Source organism: Janthinobacterium sp. GW822-FHT07A03 (assembly GCF_058798815.1).
In genome coordinates this window covers 44,359-59,773 of the sequence record NZ_JBXAKW010000012.1, presented here as the reverse complement: position 1 = coordinate 59,773, position 15,415 = coordinate 44,359, and the positions used below count along the sequence as shown (strand labels likewise).

The following is a 15,415-nucleotide window of genomic DNA, read 5'->3' as shown; positions in this document are numbered from 1 at the left end:
GATGTTTCCTTTGTATTTGGCTGGCGGGGAGCGGCCGGGCCGCTCCCTGGTCAATTCATTTGGCAATGAGCTTGGCTGGCTCAGGCGGCGACGGCTTGCACTTCCATGGCGGCGTCCGCTGCCATCTCGATCAGCGCGCGCTTGTATTCGTTCGGGAAGACTTTCACGAACTTGCCGCGCGCCGCGGCCCAGTCGTCGAGCAGGACGCGGGCGCGGGTGCTGCCCGTGTGCTTGAAGTGACGCTCGATCAGGCGCTTGAGGATGACTTCGTCCGCTTCCGGCACGCCGTCGCGGTGCTGCGTATGCCAGGCATCGCGGTCGACATGCTGTTCTGCCGCCGACACGACCTTGCCCAGGCTGACCATGGCCGTGTTGCACTTGCTGGCAAAGTCGCCGGCCGGGTCATACACATAGGCGATGCCGCCCGACATGCCGGCCGCGAAGTTGCGTCCCGTGTTGCCCAGCACCACGACCGTGCCGCCCGTCATGTATTCGCAGCCATGGTCGCCCAGGCCCTCGACCACCGTGGTGGCGCCCGAGTTGCGCACGGCAAAGCGTTCGCCGGCCACGCCATTGAAGAAGGCTTCGCCGGCGATGGCGCCGTACAGCACCGTGTTGCCGATGATGATGTTGTCCACGGCCCAGCCGCGGAATTCCGTATTCGGCCGCACGATGATGCGTCCGCCGGACAATCCTTTACCCACGTAGTCGTTGCCCTCGCCCACCAGGTCGATCGTGATGCCGTGCGCCAGGAAGGCGCAGGCCGACTGGCCCGCCGTGCCTTGCAGCTGGATGTGGATGGTGTCGTCCGGCAAGCCCGCATGGCCATATTTCTTCGCCACTTCGCCGGACAGCATGGTGCCCACCGTGCGGTTCAGGTTGCGCACGGGCGAGATGAAGGAGACGCGCTCGCCCTTTTCCAGCGCCGCGCGCGCTTGCGCGATCAGCTTGTGGTCGAGTGCTTTCTCCAGCGCATGGTCCTGGAATTCCACGTGGCGGCAGGCTTGGCCGTCCGGCGTTTCCGGCTTGTGGAAGATGGCCGAGAAGTCCAGGCCCTGCGCCTTCCAGTGCGAAATCGCCTTCGATTTATCGAGCAAGTCGACCCGGCCGATCAGTTCGTCGTAGGTGCGGATGCCCAGCTGCGCCATCAATTGACGGGCTTCCTCAGCAACGAAGAAGAAGTAATTGACGACATACTCGGGTTTGCCCGAGAACTTGGCGCGCAGCACCGGATCTTGCGTGGCCACGCCCACCGGGCATGTATTCAAGTGGCATTTACGCATCATGATGCAGCCTTCGACCACCAGCGGCGCCGTGGCGAAACCGATCTCGTCGGCGCCCAGCAGGGCGGCGATGACCACGTCGCGGCCCGTCTTCATCTGGCCGTCGGCCTGCACGCGGATACGGCTGCGCAAGCCGTTCAAGACCAGCGTTTGTTGCGTTTCAGCAAGGCCCAACTCCCACGGCGTGCCCGCATGTTTCACGGACGACAATGGCGAGGCGCCCGTGCCGCCGTCATGGCCGGCGACGACCACGTGGTCGGCTTTCGCCTTGGTGACGCCGGCGGCGACCGTGCCGATACCCACTTCCGACACCAGCTTCACGGAAATCGACGCGCGCGGATTGGCGTTCTTCAAGTCATGGATCAGCTGCGCCAGGTCTTCGATCGAATAGATGTCGTGGTGCGGCGGCGGCGAAATCAGGCCCACGCCCGGCACGGAAAAGCGCAGGCTGGCGATGTATTCGGACACCTTATGGCCCGGCAACTGGCCGCCTTCGCCCGGCTTCGCGCCCTGCGCCATCTTGATCTGGATCTGGTCGGCCGAGTTCAGGTAGGCGGCCGTGACGCCGAAACGTCCCGACGCCACCTGCTTGATGCGCGAGCGCATGGAATCGCCTTCCTGCAGCGGAATATCGACGACGATCTGCTCGGCGCCTACGACGGACGCCATCGTATCGCCCTGGCGGATCGGGATGCCCTTCAATTCCTGCGTGTAGCGGTTCGGATCTTCGCCGCCCTCGCCCGTGTTCGACTTGCCGCCGATGCGGTTCATGGCGACCGCAAGCGTTGCGTGCGCTTCCGTGCTGATCGACCCGAGCGACATGGCGCCCGTGGCGAAACGCTTGACGATTTCCTTGGCCGGTTCTACTTCGTCGAGCGGAATCGCCTTGGTCGGGTCGAGCTTGAACTCGAACAGGCCGCGCAGGGTCAGGTGGCGACGGCTCTGGTCGTTGATGATTTGCGCGTACTCCTTATAGCTGGAGAAATTGTTGCTGCGCGTGGAGTGCTGCAATTTCGCAATCGCATCCGGCGTCCACATGTGGTCTTCGCCGCGCACGCGGAACGCGTATTCGCCGCCCGCGTCGAGCTTATCCACCAGCACGGGATCGTTGCCGAAGGCCAGCGCATGCAGGCGCAGCGCTTCTTCCGCCACTTCAAACACGCCGATGCCTTCCACGTTCGAGGCCGTGCCCTTGAAGTATTTGTCCACCAGCGACTTGTTCAGGCCGATGGCTTCGAAGATTTGCGCGCCGCAGTACGACATATACGTGGAAATGCCCATCTTCGACATGACTTTCATCAAGCCTTTGCCCACCGCCTTGGTGTAATTGTAGATGGCTTTGTCCGCCGACAAGTCACCAGGCAAACCGTGCGCCATCTCGGCCAGGGTTTCCATGGCCAGGTACGGATGGACGGCTTCCGCGCCATAGCCGGCCAGCAAGGCGAAGTGATGCGTTTCGCGGGCCGAACCCGTTTCCACGACGAGGCCGGTGGACGCGCGCAAGCCCTTGCTCACCAGGTGCTGGTGCACGGTGGAGGTGGCCAGCAGCGCGGGGATCGCCACCTGGTCGGCGCAGATGGCGCGGTCCGAGACGATCAGGATGTTGTGGCCGGATTTCACGGCGTCGACGGCTTCCGCGCACAGCGAGGCCAGGCACGCTTCCACGCCTTCCTTGCCCCAGGCCAGCGGGTAGCAGATGTCCAGTTCATACGACTTGAACTTGCCGCCCGTGTAGGCGCTGATGTTGCGCAGACGCGCCATGTCGTCAAAGCCCAGCACGGGCTGCGCCACTTCCAGGCGCATCGGCGGGTTGACGTTGTTGGTATCGAGCAAGTTCGGTTTCGGGCCGATGAACGACACGAGCGACATCACCATCGCTTCGCGGATCGGGTCGATCGGCGGGTTCGTCACTTGCGCGAACAATTGCTTGAAGTAGTTATACAGTGGTTTCAGCTTGTTCGACATGACGGCCAGCGGCGAGTCATTGCCCATCGAACCCGTCGCCTCTTCGCCGGCCAGTGCCATCGGCGCCATGAGGAATTTCAAGTCTTCCTGCGTGTAGCCGAACGCCTGCTGGCGGTCCAGCAACGATGGCTGGGCCTTTTCGCCCTGGGCGCGGTCCTGTTTCGCCTGTCCTTCGGCCAGCTTGATCTCGTCGAGCTTGATGCGCACCGAGTTGATCCACGCTTTATACGGCTTGGCGTTGGCGTAGGTGTTTTTCAGTTCCTGGTCATCGATGATGCGGCCCGCTTCCAGGTCGATCAAGAACATTTTACCGGGCTGCAAGCGCCATTTCTGGATGATTTTCGACTCGGGAATCGGCAATACGCCCGATTCCGACGCCATCACCACCAGGTCGTCGTCCGTGACGATGTAGCGCGCCGGACGCAAACCGTTGCGGTCCAGGGTGCCGCCGATGTGGCGGCCATCCGTGAACGCCATGGCGGCGGGGCCGTCCCACGGTTCCATCATGGCCGCGTGGTATTCATAGAAGGCGCGGCGGTTGTCATCCATCGTCGTGTGGTTTTCCCACGCTTCCGGAATCATCATCATCATCGCCTGGGCGATCGGATAGCCGGCCATCAGCAGCAATTCCAGCGCATTGTCGAAGCACGCCGTGTCGGACTGGCCTTCATAGATCAGGGGAAACAGCTTTTGCAAATCGTCGCCCAGCACGGCCGACTTCATCACGCCTTCGCGCGCGCGCATCCAGTTGAAGTTGCCTTTCACCGTGTTGATCTCGCCATTGTGCGCGATCAAACGATAGGGGTGGGCCAGCGGCCATTCGGGGAAAGTATTCGTCGAGAAACGCTGGTGCACCAGGGCCAGGGCCGAGATGCAGCGCGCATCCTGCAAGTCCTTGTAGTACACGCCCACCTGGTCGGCCAGCAGCAAGCCTTTATAGACGATGGTACGGGCCGACATCGACGGCACGAAGAATTCCTTGCCGTGCAGCAGCTTCAAGGCCTGGATGGCGTGGCCCGACGATTTGCGGATCACATACAGTTTGCGCTCGAGCGCGTCGGTGACCATGATGTCCGGGCCGCGGCCGATGAAGATCTGGCGGATGACGGGTTCCTTGGCGCGCACGGTGGGCGACATCGGCATGTCCGTATCGATGGGCACGTTACGCCAGCCCAGCACGACCTGGCCTTCGATGCGCACGGCGCGTTCGATTTCCTGTTCGCAGGCGATGCGCGACGCGTGTTCCTTCGGCAGGAAGACCATGCCCACGCCGTATTCGCCAGGCGGCGGCAATTCCACGCCCTGCTTGGCCATTTCTTCGCGGTAGTACTGGTCGGGAATCTGGATCAGGATGCCGGCGCCATCGCCCATCAGCGCATCGGCGCCCACGGCGCCCCGGTGATCGAGGTTTTTCAGAATCAGCAAACCCTGTTCGACGATCGAATGGGTCTTGTTGCCCTTGATATGGGCGACGAAACCGACGCCGCAGGCATCGTGTTCATTGGCTGGGTCGTACAGGCCTTGCGCTTTCATGGGCTTCTCCGCTGCATATGACTATCGAAAAACTAGAGTAGTGCAACGCAACAAAAAACTCAACTAGAACAATTAGGGTCGGAGTCGAATTAAATTCGATTCCATCGCTTCAAAAATTTAATAGGGACATAGTCAAAGCCATTTCAATAAAACGTCAGAAAGAAACCGTTTTTTGTTTTAAATGCGAATGCTTTTCAATTGGCGTCCGACTCGGCGACGATTTTGCGGGGACGGCCCCGCTTGGCGGGCAGCACTTGCCGCTGCATTTTCTGCTCCAGCGCCTGCTTGAAAGCGTCGGAACCCAGCGGCCAGCCCTTCAATACAGCCTGTTCCACGGTTTTCACCTGGCTGCTGCCCAGACCTTGTTCGAACAGGCGCAGATACGCCGCCTCGCGGTCGAACGGCGTGTTGCCCAGTGCCCAGTACAGCGCATGGTCGGTGATCACGGGATCGGGGCGCACGCCTGCATGGTGGGCATAGCTGGACCAGCTGTAATCGAGCGCCTGGCCCGCCAGACCCGTTTGCACGGGCACGCATTCCAGGTAGCGGCAGCATGTAAGGAAGAAATTGTCGGGATCGATAACGGACGTTTTGTAGCGTCCCTGCCACAGCGCCCCTTCGCGGCCGTATTTCTGGTTGAAATACGGCACGTAATAGCGTCCCAGCCACTGCATCAGCTGTCCGAGGCCCGTCGCATCGGCTGGCGTCGCCAATAAATGTAGCTGATCTGGCAATAAAACATAGGCATGGATGGCCACCTTGAACATTTTCGCGCCCGTTTTCAGCCAGGACAAAAATTGCGCGTAATCAAGTGCATCCTGGAACACGGGCTGGCGGTTGCTGCCGCGCTGGATCACGTAATGGGGCAGTGCGGGAATGATGAGGCGGGGCAAACGGGCCATGGGAAAAGTCGTAAAATGAAGGCTAAGACCTTGATTCTACACACTTGCGAGCGCAGGACGCGACTCTGACCCTGTTTTATTTGAAATGCTGGAAAAAGCGGCTGACTCTGTCCCTTGATTTGAGAACAGGATGCTCATGCCCCCTCACAAACAATAAGTGAATAGTTCCAGCGGCCACCATTGTCGAGACAGCTGTCGATTTTCCATTCCTGACGCAGCCACAGGACAGCACTGGATGCCCCAACGATCAGCAACAGCCCAAGCAGGAAACGCAGTTTCATGTGGACCGCTCTGGCGATCAGGACAAATTGAAACTGGCCGACAGGCTGTAGCCCTCGCCATACGCGCTGCGCAGCGGCAAGTCCTGGCCCAGGCCCGTCTTGGCTTTCTTGCGCAGGCGGTACACGAGCATGTCGACCCGGCGGCCCGCATCGGGGTCTTCGCCGCCCATGCCGGCCACGATGACGTCGCGCGGCACGGGGCGGGTGTTGATGGTCAGCAGGTGCAGGAAGTTGAATTCTTTTTCCGTCAAGGCGATGACGGCGCCCATCAACTCAAGTTGGCGAGCGCTTACTTTCAAGGTCCACTTGCCTGGCTCGGGCACGGGATCTTGCGGCCCCACGCGGCGGTCGAGCGCCTCGATGTGGGCGGCCAGTTCCGGGAATTTGATCGGCTTGGTCAGATAATGGTCCGCGCCCAGGCGCAAACCGAGGATGCGGCTGTCGAAAGCGACACGCCCCGTCAGCACCAGCACGCCGATTTGCGGATACAGCTGGCGCATGCGGGGGATGACGTTGAAGCCATCCTCATCGGGCAAGCCCAGGTCCAGCACGACCACGCCGACATTACCATGGCTCAACGCCGTCCACATCCCGCCAGCGGAGCTGGTGATATGGACTTCGTGTTCGAGCTCAACGAGAAACTCCGCCATGTCTTCGGCGTAGTCCAGATTGTCTTCGACGATCAGTATTTTCGTCATTGCTACGCCATTCTTCCGTTAGTGAGCTACCGTGGGCAAACCATGCCATTCACTTCTGCACCATGATGGACGGCACAATAGGTTTACGTCAAGGAATTATCACGGTTGCCTTCAGCGGAAGCAAGGCTTTTCCTTGTCTAGACAGGAAGCGGCAGCCAAATCCGGAAAAGCGCCCCGCCTTCGGGCAGATTATGCCCCTGCAAACTCCCCCCATGCACGTCCACCACGGCGCGCGCCATGTACAGGCCCAGGCCCGCACCGGCATGCGTGGCATCGGTTCCACGGAAACCTTTTTCGAACAGCTGCGCCAGTTCTTCTTCCCGCAAGCCGGGCCCCGCATCGCGCACGCACAGGGCCACGCCGCCCTCGGGCACCAGCCTGGCGGACAAGCCGATGCTGCTGCCCGGCGGACTGAACTTGACGGCGTTGTCGAGCAGGATTTTCAGGCACAAGGCCATGCCGGGCACATCGCAGCGCAGCCTGGCCGGCAAGTCTTCGTCGAGTTCCAGCTGCACGCGGTGGCTGGCCGGCACGGTGGCGGCCGCCTGCTGCAGCAAGGCCAGCGGCGCGATGCCGTCGGCGGCACGCTCGCGGCCGATGGCCGCCATGCGTTCGGGCGACAAATAGTCGTCAATCATGGCCAACAAACGGTCGACGGCCGTCTGGATTTTCACGTAGCGCTTGCGCGTGGCCTCGTCGGCGTCACTCGACGTCGAGACGAGGCGCTGGATGGCGCCGTCGATGGTGGCCAGCGGCGTGCGGAATTCATGCGACAGCATCGAGGCGAAGCGCTTCTGCTCCTTTTCCCGTTCCGCTTCCTGCGCCTGGGCGGCGCTGACGTCGCGCACCGTGCCCGCCACGGTGACGCCCCGCCCCGCCGCCGCAGGCACGATGGTCGAGCTGATTTCCAGCGCCAGCGGATGCCCATCGGCATGCGCCAGCTCCACTTCGCGCAGCAGGGTCAAACGGCTGGTGTCGCCGTCGCGCCAGCGCTGCAGCCGGGCCGGCACGTCCGCCGCCAGGCGTGCCGTGTGTTCGCGCAAGGCGGCCAGGTCGTAACCGGTCAGGCGTTGCGCGGCGGGGCTGATGTAGATCAAATCAAGGGTGGCGGCGTCGAGCAGGAAGGCCGCGTCGCGGCCATGTTCGGCCAGCAGGCGGAACTGCGCTTCGCCCGCCCGCGCACGCAGCAGGGCGCGGCGCAACTGGACGAAGCGCAGCGCCATGAGGATGACGCCGGCAAGCAGCAGGAGGAGAAAGGGCAGCATGCGTTATACCTGGCAGGAAAGAATCGCCAAGTATAAGCGTGCGGCAGCGTTAATCTTCCAGCGGGGCGAAAATCTGCTGCAAGTCTTCCTGCGTGAGCGCCATCTTTTGCGCTTCGCCTTCGGCCAGGATCGATTGCGCCAGTTCCGATTTCTTTTGCTGCAGCAGCTGGATTTTTTCTTCCAGCGTGCCCTTCGCAATCAATTTGTAGACGAACACGGGCTTGTCCTGGCCGATGCGCCAGGCGCGGTCCGTGGCCTGGTTTTCCGCCGCCGGATTCCACCACGGATCGTAGTGGATCACCGTGTCGGCCGCCGTCAGGTTCAGGCCCACGCCGCCCGCTTTCAGGCTGATCAGGAAGATGGGCACGGCACCCTGCTGGAAGGCCGCCACTTGCGCGCCACGGTCCTTCGTCTCGCCCGTCAGCAAGGCGTACGGGATGTCGCGCGATTCCAGTTCTTCCTCGATCAATTCCAGCATGCTGGTAAATTGCGAGAACACGAGGATCTTGCGTCCTTCGTCGAGCAAGTCTTCCACCATCTGCATCAGGTCGAGCAGCTTGGCCGAACCGGCCGTCTGCTTCTTCGCCGGTAAGGATTTGACGAGGCGCGGGTCGCAGCAGACCTGGCGCAGTTTCAGCAACGCTTCGAGGATGACGATCTGGCTGCGCGCCACGCCCTTCTTGTCGATTTCTTCGCGTACTTTTTGATCCATCGCAAGACGCACGGTTTCATACAGGTCGCGCTGCGGGCCCGTCAATTCCACCTTGCGCACCATTTCCGTCTTCGGCGGCAATTCCTTGGCGACATTGTCCTTCGTGCGGCGCAGCAGGAACGGTTTGATGCGGCGGTTCAGCAGCATGCGGCGCAGCGGGTCGTCCTGGCGCTCGATCGGATGGCGGAACTGGGTATTGAAGGTCTTCTCGTCGCCCAGCAAGCCCGGCAGCAGGAAGTGGAATTGCGACCACAGTTCGCCCAGATGGTTTTCCAGCGGCGTGCCGGACAGGCACAGGCGGTGGCGCGCGCGCAGCAGACCCGCGCTTTGCGCCGCCTTGCTGCGCGTATTCTTGATGTAGTGCGATTCGTCAAGGATGACCAGGTGGAAATCGTGCTCGCGCAAGGTTTCCTCGTCGCGCGGCAACAGGGCATACGTCGTCAGCACCAGGTCGCACTGGTCGATCTGGTCGAATTGCTGGGCGCGGTCCTTGCCTTGCAGCAGCAATACTTTCAGGCTGGGCGCAAATTTTGCCGCCTCGTCCTGCCAGTTGCCCATCAAGCTCGTCGGTGCGATGACGAGGGCCGGATGCGTGAGACGGCCCGCTTCCTTTTCCACCAGGATATGCGCCAGCGTCTGCACGGTTTTACCGAGGCCCATGTCATCGGCCAGGATGCCCGCCAGGTCATGGTCGCGCAGGAATTGCATCCACGCCAGGCCATCGGCCTGGTAATCGCGCAAGGTCGCCTGCAAGCCCGCCGGGGCCGCCACTTTCTGCACGGAACCGAACTGGCTCAGCTTGCGGCCCATGGCGCGCAGCTGCTCGCCGCCCGTCCATTGCATCTCCAGGCCCCGCGCCAGCTCTTCCAGGCGCGCCGCGTCCAGCGTCGACATGCGCACGGCATGCCTGATCTTGTCGCTGAAATACAGTTCGCCCAGGGTGTTCAGGATGGGGCGCACGCGGCCCCACGGCAGCGCCACGCGCGTACCGTCCGGCAAGGTTGCCAGCATCTGGTCATCGTCCGCATGCGCTTCGATGACTTTCGGGTTGAAATCGTTGGGCGCGTTGCGGATCAGCTGCACCAGCACGGGCAGCAGCGGCACTCTTTCCTGGTTGACGACGATGCCCAGTTCCAGCTCGAACCAGGCGTTGCCGCTGTCCGGGTCCTGGTCATCGATCTCCGCGTACCAGTCGCCCACATCGCTCACGTCGTAGCGGTACTTGGCCGTCTTTTCCACGATCCAGCCCTGCTCCAGCAAGGCGTCGATGCCGGACTCGGCAAAACGCAGCCATTCCGCCTGGGAAGGCAGCAGCAAGGCGCCCTTCAAACCGCTCAAGGGGGCCGAGCCCGGCTTCTTGAATTGCAGCTCGGCCAGGGCGGCCAGGGCGCGCGCTTCATCGACCGTGTTTCTCTGGATAATTTCCGTCACCTCGCCCACTTGCCGCACCACGCGCTGCGACGGATCGAACGAGACTCTTTCGCCATCGTAGTCGTAGGACAGCACGGCGAAGTCGCTCCAGCGCTGCAGGCTGCCGTCGGCCAGCATGGCGCTGTCCAGCAACAACACCGGTTGCGCCGGCACGTCCTTGCGCAAGCGCTGCGGCAACGGTTGCGGCAGCGGCATCAGATGCTGCAAGCCTTGCGCCAGCAGCAGTTGCGACACGCGCACCTTGTCGTTCGCGTTCAGGGGCGGCGCCTGCGCCACCAGCGCCTGCAGATCGGCCAGCGAAATGTCGGAGCCGCCCTGGTTCAGTTCCAGCACGCCGCACGACAGGTTGTCGATGTACCACGGCGGATCGGTGGGCAGCATGTAGTCGATCTGGTCGGCGCCATGGTGCTTCGCGCCTTCCGGCGGATCCACTTGCCAGCCCAGGCGCATGGTCTTGCCTTCGTCGCGCCAGAACAGGCGCGCGGGGCGCACGGGACCTTCCTTCAACGGATACACGAGACCGTTGCCGACATCGGCCCAGGAATTGGCCCACAGCAATTTATCCTGCTCGGCCAGCATTTTCAGCAGGGCCGCGCCCACCTTGCCTTTCGGCTCCGTGGCGCTGCCCGTCTGCGAATTCTGCCCGCTGCGCATGGCCACGAAGAAACGCACAAGGTCTTCGTCGGCTGGCGTCAAGAACGTGGGCGGCGCCGACAGCAGGGAAAAGATTTCGCTGATGGGGGACGCCGCCGCCACGTCGCCGTTCGGCCGCAGCCGCGCCTTGTACAGGCACAGGGCCACGTGGCGGCCGCCGCTGGTGGGCGCCAGCACGTAGATCAGGCGGTGCTGGTTGAGTTTGGGATCAGGCTCGGCAATCGTCAGCACGGCCTTCGGATGGGCGGCAGCCTCCACCCGCTGCAGCCAGGTGGCGACGGCATACGGCAAAGGCGCTCCCGGCGCGCTGGCCGGGGCAACTGGGGTTTCACTGGTTTCGTCGCGGGTAAAATCCATGGGGCGCATTTTTGTGTAAAGGTCGTATCCAAATCGGCAACAGGCAATATTATCCGCCATACAGGCGTTGCTGGCTTGATTCACACACGCTCTTTGAGCAGTTTTAATGCGCGATGCCTAAAAAATAAGTATTTAATACGACACTTGGGGCCCGCCAGCGGCAAAAAAGGCCCGTCACGGGCCATTTTTGCCGCCGCTCGATCGCTTATCAGGCTGGCACAGTGTCGTCTTCCGCCACGCTGGCGGCCTCGACTACCGGTGCCGTGCTCGTATCGGCCGGCGTAAAGTTGCGCAAAAACAAGAAGAACTGGCCCATCATCTGCGTCCACAGTTGCAGATTGATATCCAGGTACTCCTTGCTGACGCCGCCGGCGACCAGCACATCCATCTCCAGCACGACGAAATCGCCATGCTGGGCCACGCGGGCAAAACGCTTGCTGCGGTGCCACTCGGCCAGCAAGCCGGCCGGCAAGTCGCCGCCCTGCACGCGCAGCGGGCAGCTCAAGGTCAGGTCCGCATACTGGCCAGGCGACGCTTCATTACCCCACAGCACCTGAAAGCCGATGCCATGGCTGGCGCTGTGCAGGCGCACGACGCCATCGTGTTCGATGCTGGTGACGGCGCAGCCGGCCGCCTTGATGGCCTCGGCCGTTTGTTCCGCATTCAGGGTGGTCAGCAAGGTGTTGGTGTGTTCCATCGTCATTCCATTCATTTCAAAAATAAAATTATTGGGGTGCCGGTGCGGGCGCGGCCGGCGTGTCACTTGTTTGACGCGCATCAAAGCGGCCCTGGTACAGCTGGTCGCCGTACTGCTGCGCGATTTGCTCGAGTTTGACCCGGCTTTGCGCGGCGAACGGCTGGCGCGCTTTCATGACGTCCAGCACGTCGAGGCCTTCATACGCTCGCAGGATGTCCTGCCCGGCCGCATACAGCTGGGCATTCTTGCTCTCGCAGCGCGCCAGCGCGCCGCGCTGCGCCGCCACTTCGCCGTCCAGGCGCGCCCGCTCCGCTTCGATCTGCTTGCCCGTGGCGGCCAGCCGTTCGCCGGCCTGGCGGTACTGCGCCAGATTCGCGGCCGCCTCTTGCGCGGCGGCGGTGCTGCGCTGTTGTTCGGCTGCCAGCCTTTCCCGCTGCGCGCGCTCCTGGGCCAGCTGCGACTGGCTGCGCGCCAGCTCCTTTTTCAAGCCATCGCTGGCGGGCGCGGCCATCGGCGCCGCCTTGGCGGCAGGCACGCCCTTGGCTTTGAGCATTTCCAGCTCGCCGCGCGTCTGCTGCAATTGCGCCGTGACATTGCGCAACTCGGCCCGCAAACGCTCTTCCATGCTTTGCCCCTTCTGTCCCTGCGCCTGGGCGGCACCACCGGCCAGCAGCATCAGCAGAACCGGCAAGCGCGTTTTGTTGAATATCAACATCATGGCTCCTTAAAAACGCGCGTTCAATTCGATTTGCAGGGTGTCGATCGACAGTGCCGAACCGAACACTTCGCGGCTCGACGTCCAGCGGCCATTCAGCCAGGTATTCTTGTCGAGCGCATACGCGCCGCCCAGGTAGTAGCCGCGCGCATTCGTGCCGCCCAGGTGGAAGGTGGAATCGTTGTAAGCGTCAGGCAAGGCGTCAGGCTCGATGCGCTTGTAGCCAAGCAGCACGTTCCAGTCGCCGCGCGCCGCCGGGCTGGCCTTGCCCAGGGTCGCCTGCAGCATGTAGGCATTGCCGCCGCTCCTGAAATCGGCTTGCGAGATGCCGCCCGTGCCGCCGAAGTTGTTCATGATGCCGCCCTTGGCGCGCGCCCACATCTCGTTCTTGTCGTAGGCCATGTTACGCACATAATCGCCTTCGATGCGCAAGTCCGTGCCGCCGGCCACCTTGCTATCCCAGCGCGCATTCAGGTTGGCCAGGCGGAATTTCGACGCCAGGCCCACGAATTGCGGCTGCGGCGTATTCGCCGGGTCCAGCGGATTCAGGGCGATATTGCGCAGCAACATCAAGCTATTGCCCTTTTGCATGCTCGATGGACGCGACCAGTCCGTGCTGCAGCCATCGGCGCCCGCGTACAGCGCGCATGGCTGCGAATATTCTCCGCTGATGTTGCGGAAGTTGTAGTAGGCCACGGCGCCGCGCAATTGGTGGTCGCTATTGATCTTCCACGACGCGCCCACTTGCGCACCGAGCAGCCACTTGTTTTCGCTGGACATTTTTGCCTGGCTGCGGCTAGGCGCATTGTCGGACGAATACTCGAGCGGAATCAGGCCCAGCGTGCCGAACACGGTGACGTCCTTGCTGGCGCCCACCGGCTGCTGCACCTTGGCGGCGATGCCGTCGAAATTGAGTTCACTGGAAAACAGTTCATCGCCGGAAACAAACGGGTTATCGAAGCGACCCGCCGTCAGTTTCAGCCAGGAAGCGGGCTGGTAAGACAGCCAGGCCTGGTCCAGCCAGATGTTTTTCTTGCCCAGGCCGCCACCGAGGGTTTGCGTGGTGGACACCGGGCTGTCGTCGTTGCCGCTGGCCAGGCGGATACCCGCTTGCGTGCTGTCGGAAATGTCGGCCAGGATGCCCAGGCGGGCACGCGCGCGCAGCAAATTCTTGCGATCCTGACGCGTGTTCAGCAGCGCCGGCAGGGCCAGGTTGGTGTTGGAATTGACGTCGTAACCGCTGCCGCTGTTGAGCGAGCGCCAGTCGATCTCGATATTGCTGTTGGCCATGTCGTAATAGCGCGATTCGTAGCGCGCGCGCACGTCGCCTTCCACGCGGATGCGCTTGGTCCAGGCCGGCGTTTCATTCGGCGCCGCCCAGCCGCCCGCCTTGGCTTCGGCCAGCACTTGTCCCTTGATCTCGTCGCGGATCTGCTCGCGCACGGTTTGCGAAATGTACGGCACGCGCACGTCGCCCGGCTGCACCTGCGCCAGGGCGGCCGGCGCGGCGGCCGGACGGGCTTGCGCGGCGGCCAGCGCTTCGCTCTGCGCCTGCGCCAGCAAGGCTTCGCCGGCGTCCTTGTTCAGGGCGCCGCTCTGGATCAGGCCGCGGATCAGTTTGACCATGGTGCTGTCGGCCGGTGCCTGCGCTTGCACGGCGCCTGCCGCCATGCTCAGGGCCAGGGCGGCCAGCGCCAGCGGAAGGCGGCGCGCACGCTGTGGGGAAGAAAATAAGGAATTCATCGCTTCTTTCGGTAAATGAGGAATTAAATTCATGCGCTTACGGGCGGCGGCCCTTGATCGATACTCGCGCGGGAAAACGCAGGGACGCCGGCGGCCGCTCATCGGCGCGGAAATCGCGCACCATGGCCAGCACCTGCTCATCCGTCTGCGCATTGCCCGTGCCTTGCACCAGCTGCACTTTCGTCGTCCGGCCTTCCGCATCGAGCCACAGGTCGACGCGGATATCGCTGAATGCCAGCTGGCGCGTGCGCGGGTCGCGGGCAAACGCCAGCTGCAGCGCGTTGGCCACATAGCGGCCATACGATCCCGCGCCGAGCCCGCCGCCGCCACCGCCGCCCGTCATGCCGCCGCCGCGCCCGGCCTGGATGCCGAACGCGTCGCTGCCGGCCTGCGCCGCGCCGTCGATGGTGACGGGGTCGCCCTTGTCCGGCGACGGGCTTTCCGGCGCGTCATCCATGGGCTTGTCGGCCGGCGTCGGTTCCGGCTCGGACACTTCCGGCACCACCTTGTCCGGTGTCGGTTCCGGCAGTTTTTCCGGCTCCGGCGGCGGCGGTGGCGGCGGGGGCAGCATCAGCATCGGCGGGGCCGCCACTTCGCGCTTGGTGGCGGCCGTGTCGGACAGCAAATACCAGACCAGCGCGGCCAGACCAGCGGCCAGCAGCGCGCCGCCGGCCACGCCGCCCCAGCGGCGCCACCACTGCGCGGCGCCCGACGGTTCCGAGGCGGCCATCTTCATCATGTCGTCACGCTTCACCTTGCGCTCCTCATGCCGGCTTGCCGGTCACCAGGCCCACCTGGTTCAGGTCGATGCGGCGCAGCAAGTCCAGCACTTCGACCACTTTCGCGTATTGCACGGCGGCATCGCCGCGCACGATCACGGGGAAGTCGGGCGTCAGGGCCTTTTCCGTGCGCAAGCGCTCTTCCAGCTCGGGCAGGGTGACGGGATAGGCATCGAGAAAGACCTGGCCCGCGTTGTCGATGGTGATGGCCTTGGTCTTCGGTTTTTCCAGCGCCATGGCCGAACTGGCCTTGGGCAGGTCGACCTTGATGCCGGGAATGCTGGCGTTGCTGGTCAGAATGAAAATCACCAGCACCACCAGCAGCACGTCGACGAAGGGCGTGATGTTGATGCCGCCGCTACGCTTGCGGGGGGTAAACTTGGCGGAGGTGGCCATGGTT

At 63.1% G+C, this 15,415-nt stretch carries 11 protein-coding genes; all 11 read right to left on the bottom strand.

Translation table 11 applies throughout. From position 1 onward, the window contains the following. Window positions 1-80 precede the first annotated feature (80 nt). The 11 genes from AC1RJW_RS26875 to AC1RJW_RS26825 all read right to left on the bottom strand — a co-directional run bounded on the left by AC1RJW_RS26875 (window position 81) and on the right by AC1RJW_RS26825 (window position 15,411). Entirely contained in the window at window positions 81-4,781 is a 4,701-nt protein-coding gene (locus AC1RJW_RS26875; protein ID WP_493047630.1) for a glutamate synthase-related protein, read from the bottom strand. Window positions 4,782-4,975: 194 nt separating this feature from the next. Next, window positions 4,976-5,683 (bottom strand): transposase, encoded by a 708-nt coding sequence (locus AC1RJW_RS26870; protein WP_493047629.1) that lies wholly within the window; start codon window positions 5,681-5,683, stop codon window positions 4,976-4,978. 134 nt (window positions 5,684-5,817) lie between these two features. Beyond that, a complete protein-coding gene (locus AC1RJW_RS26865; RefSeq protein ID WP_493047628.1) occupies window positions 5,818-5,964 on the bottom strand; it encodes a hypothetical protein in 147 nt (48 codons plus the stop codon). 17 nt (window positions 5,965-5,981) lie between these two features. Then, window positions 5,982-6,662: a response regulator transcription factor gene (locus AC1RJW_RS26860; protein ID WP_034753797.1), complete on the bottom strand. Its 681-nt coding sequence runs from the start codon at window positions 6,660-6,662 to the stop codon at window positions 5,982-5,984. A gap of 137 nt (window positions 6,663-6,799) precedes the next feature. Further along, window positions 6,800-7,927 carry a PAS domain-containing sensor histidine kinase gene (locus tag AC1RJW_RS26855; protein ID WP_493047627.1) on the bottom strand — a complete coding sequence of 376 codons (1,128 nt, stop codon included), beginning with the start codon at window positions 7,925-7,927 and terminating at the stop codon, window positions 6,800-6,802. A gap of 49 nt (window positions 7,928-7,976) precedes the next feature. Continuing rightward, the gene (locus tag AC1RJW_RS26850) at window positions 7,977-11,081 is read right to left on the bottom strand and encodes a DEAD/DEAH box helicase (RefSeq protein WP_493047625.1); all 3,105 of its coding nucleotides are present in this window, start codon (window positions 11,079-11,081) and stop codon (window positions 7,977-7,979) included. Window positions 11,082-11,289: 208 nt separating this feature from the next. After that, window positions 11,290-11,778 carry a YbjN domain-containing protein gene (locus AC1RJW_RS26845; protein ID WP_493047624.1) on the bottom strand — a complete coding sequence of 163 codons (489 nt, stop codon included), beginning with the start codon at window positions 11,776-11,778 and terminating at the stop codon, window positions 11,290-11,292. A gap of 28 nt (window positions 11,779-11,806) precedes the next feature. Beyond that, the gene (locus AC1RJW_RS26840) at window positions 11,807-12,496 is read right to left on the bottom strand and encodes a hypothetical protein (protein WP_493047623.1); all 690 of its coding nucleotides are present in this window, start codon (window positions 12,494-12,496) and stop codon (window positions 11,807-11,809) included. A gap of 6 nt (window positions 12,497-12,502) precedes the next feature. Then, on the bottom strand, window positions 12,503-14,236 hold the full coding sequence (locus AC1RJW_RS26835) for a putative porin (protein WP_493047622.1): 1,734 nt from the start codon (window positions 14,234-14,236) through the stop codon (window positions 12,503-12,505). A gap of 37 nt (window positions 14,237-14,273) precedes the next feature. After that, a complete protein-coding gene (locus AC1RJW_RS26830) occupies window positions 14,274-14,990 on the bottom strand; it encodes an energy transducer TonB family protein (RefSeq protein ID WP_493047621.1) in 717 nt (238 codons plus the stop codon). Window positions 14,991-15,000: 10 nt separating this feature from the next. Beyond that, on the bottom strand, window positions 15,001-15,411 hold the full coding sequence (locus AC1RJW_RS26825; RefSeq protein ID WP_034753784.1) for an ExbD/TolR family protein: 411 nt from the start codon (window positions 15,409-15,411) through the stop codon (window positions 15,001-15,003). Between the last annotated feature and the right edge of the window lie 4 nt (window positions 15,412-15,415).

Excerpts from the sequence above, each read along its gene's own strand:
- AC1RJW_RS26875 (WP_493047630.1), bottom strand. The coding sequence starts at position 4,781 with ATGAAAGCGCAAGGCCTGTACGACCCAGCCAATGAACACGATGCCTGC.
- AC1RJW_RS26870 (WP_493047629.1), bottom strand. The coding sequence starts at position 5,683 with ATGGCCCGTTTGCCCCGCCTCATCATTCCCGCACTGCCCCATTACGTG.
- AC1RJW_RS26865 (WP_493047628.1), bottom strand. The coding sequence starts at position 5,964 with ATGAAACTGCGTTTCCTGCTTGGGCTGTTGCTGATCGTTGGGGCATCC.
- AC1RJW_RS26860 (WP_034753797.1), bottom strand. The coding sequence starts at position 6,662 with ATGACGAAAATACTGATCGTCGAAGACAATCTGGACTACGCCGAAGAC.
- AC1RJW_RS26855 (WP_493047627.1), bottom strand. The coding sequence starts at position 7,927 with ATGCTGCCCTTTCTCCTCCTGCTGCTTGCCGGCGTCATCCTCATGGCG.
- AC1RJW_RS26850 (WP_493047625.1), bottom strand. The coding sequence starts at position 11,081 with ATGGATTTTACCCGCGACGAAACCAGTGAAACCCCAGTTGCCCCGGCC.
- AC1RJW_RS26845 (WP_493047624.1), bottom strand. The coding sequence starts at position 11,778 with ATGGAACACACCAACACCTTGCTGACCACCCTGAATGCGGAACAAACG.
- AC1RJW_RS26840 (WP_493047623.1), bottom strand. The coding sequence starts at position 12,496 with ATGATGTTGATATTCAACAAAACGCGCTTGCCGGTTCTGCTGATGCTG.
- AC1RJW_RS26835 (WP_493047622.1), bottom strand. The coding sequence starts at position 14,236 with ATGAATTCCTTATTTTCTTCCCCACAGCGTGCGCGCCGCCTTCCGCTG.
- AC1RJW_RS26825 (WP_034753784.1), bottom strand. The coding sequence starts at position 15,411 with ATGGCCACCTCCGCCAAGTTTACCCCCCGCAAGCGTAGCGGCGGCATC.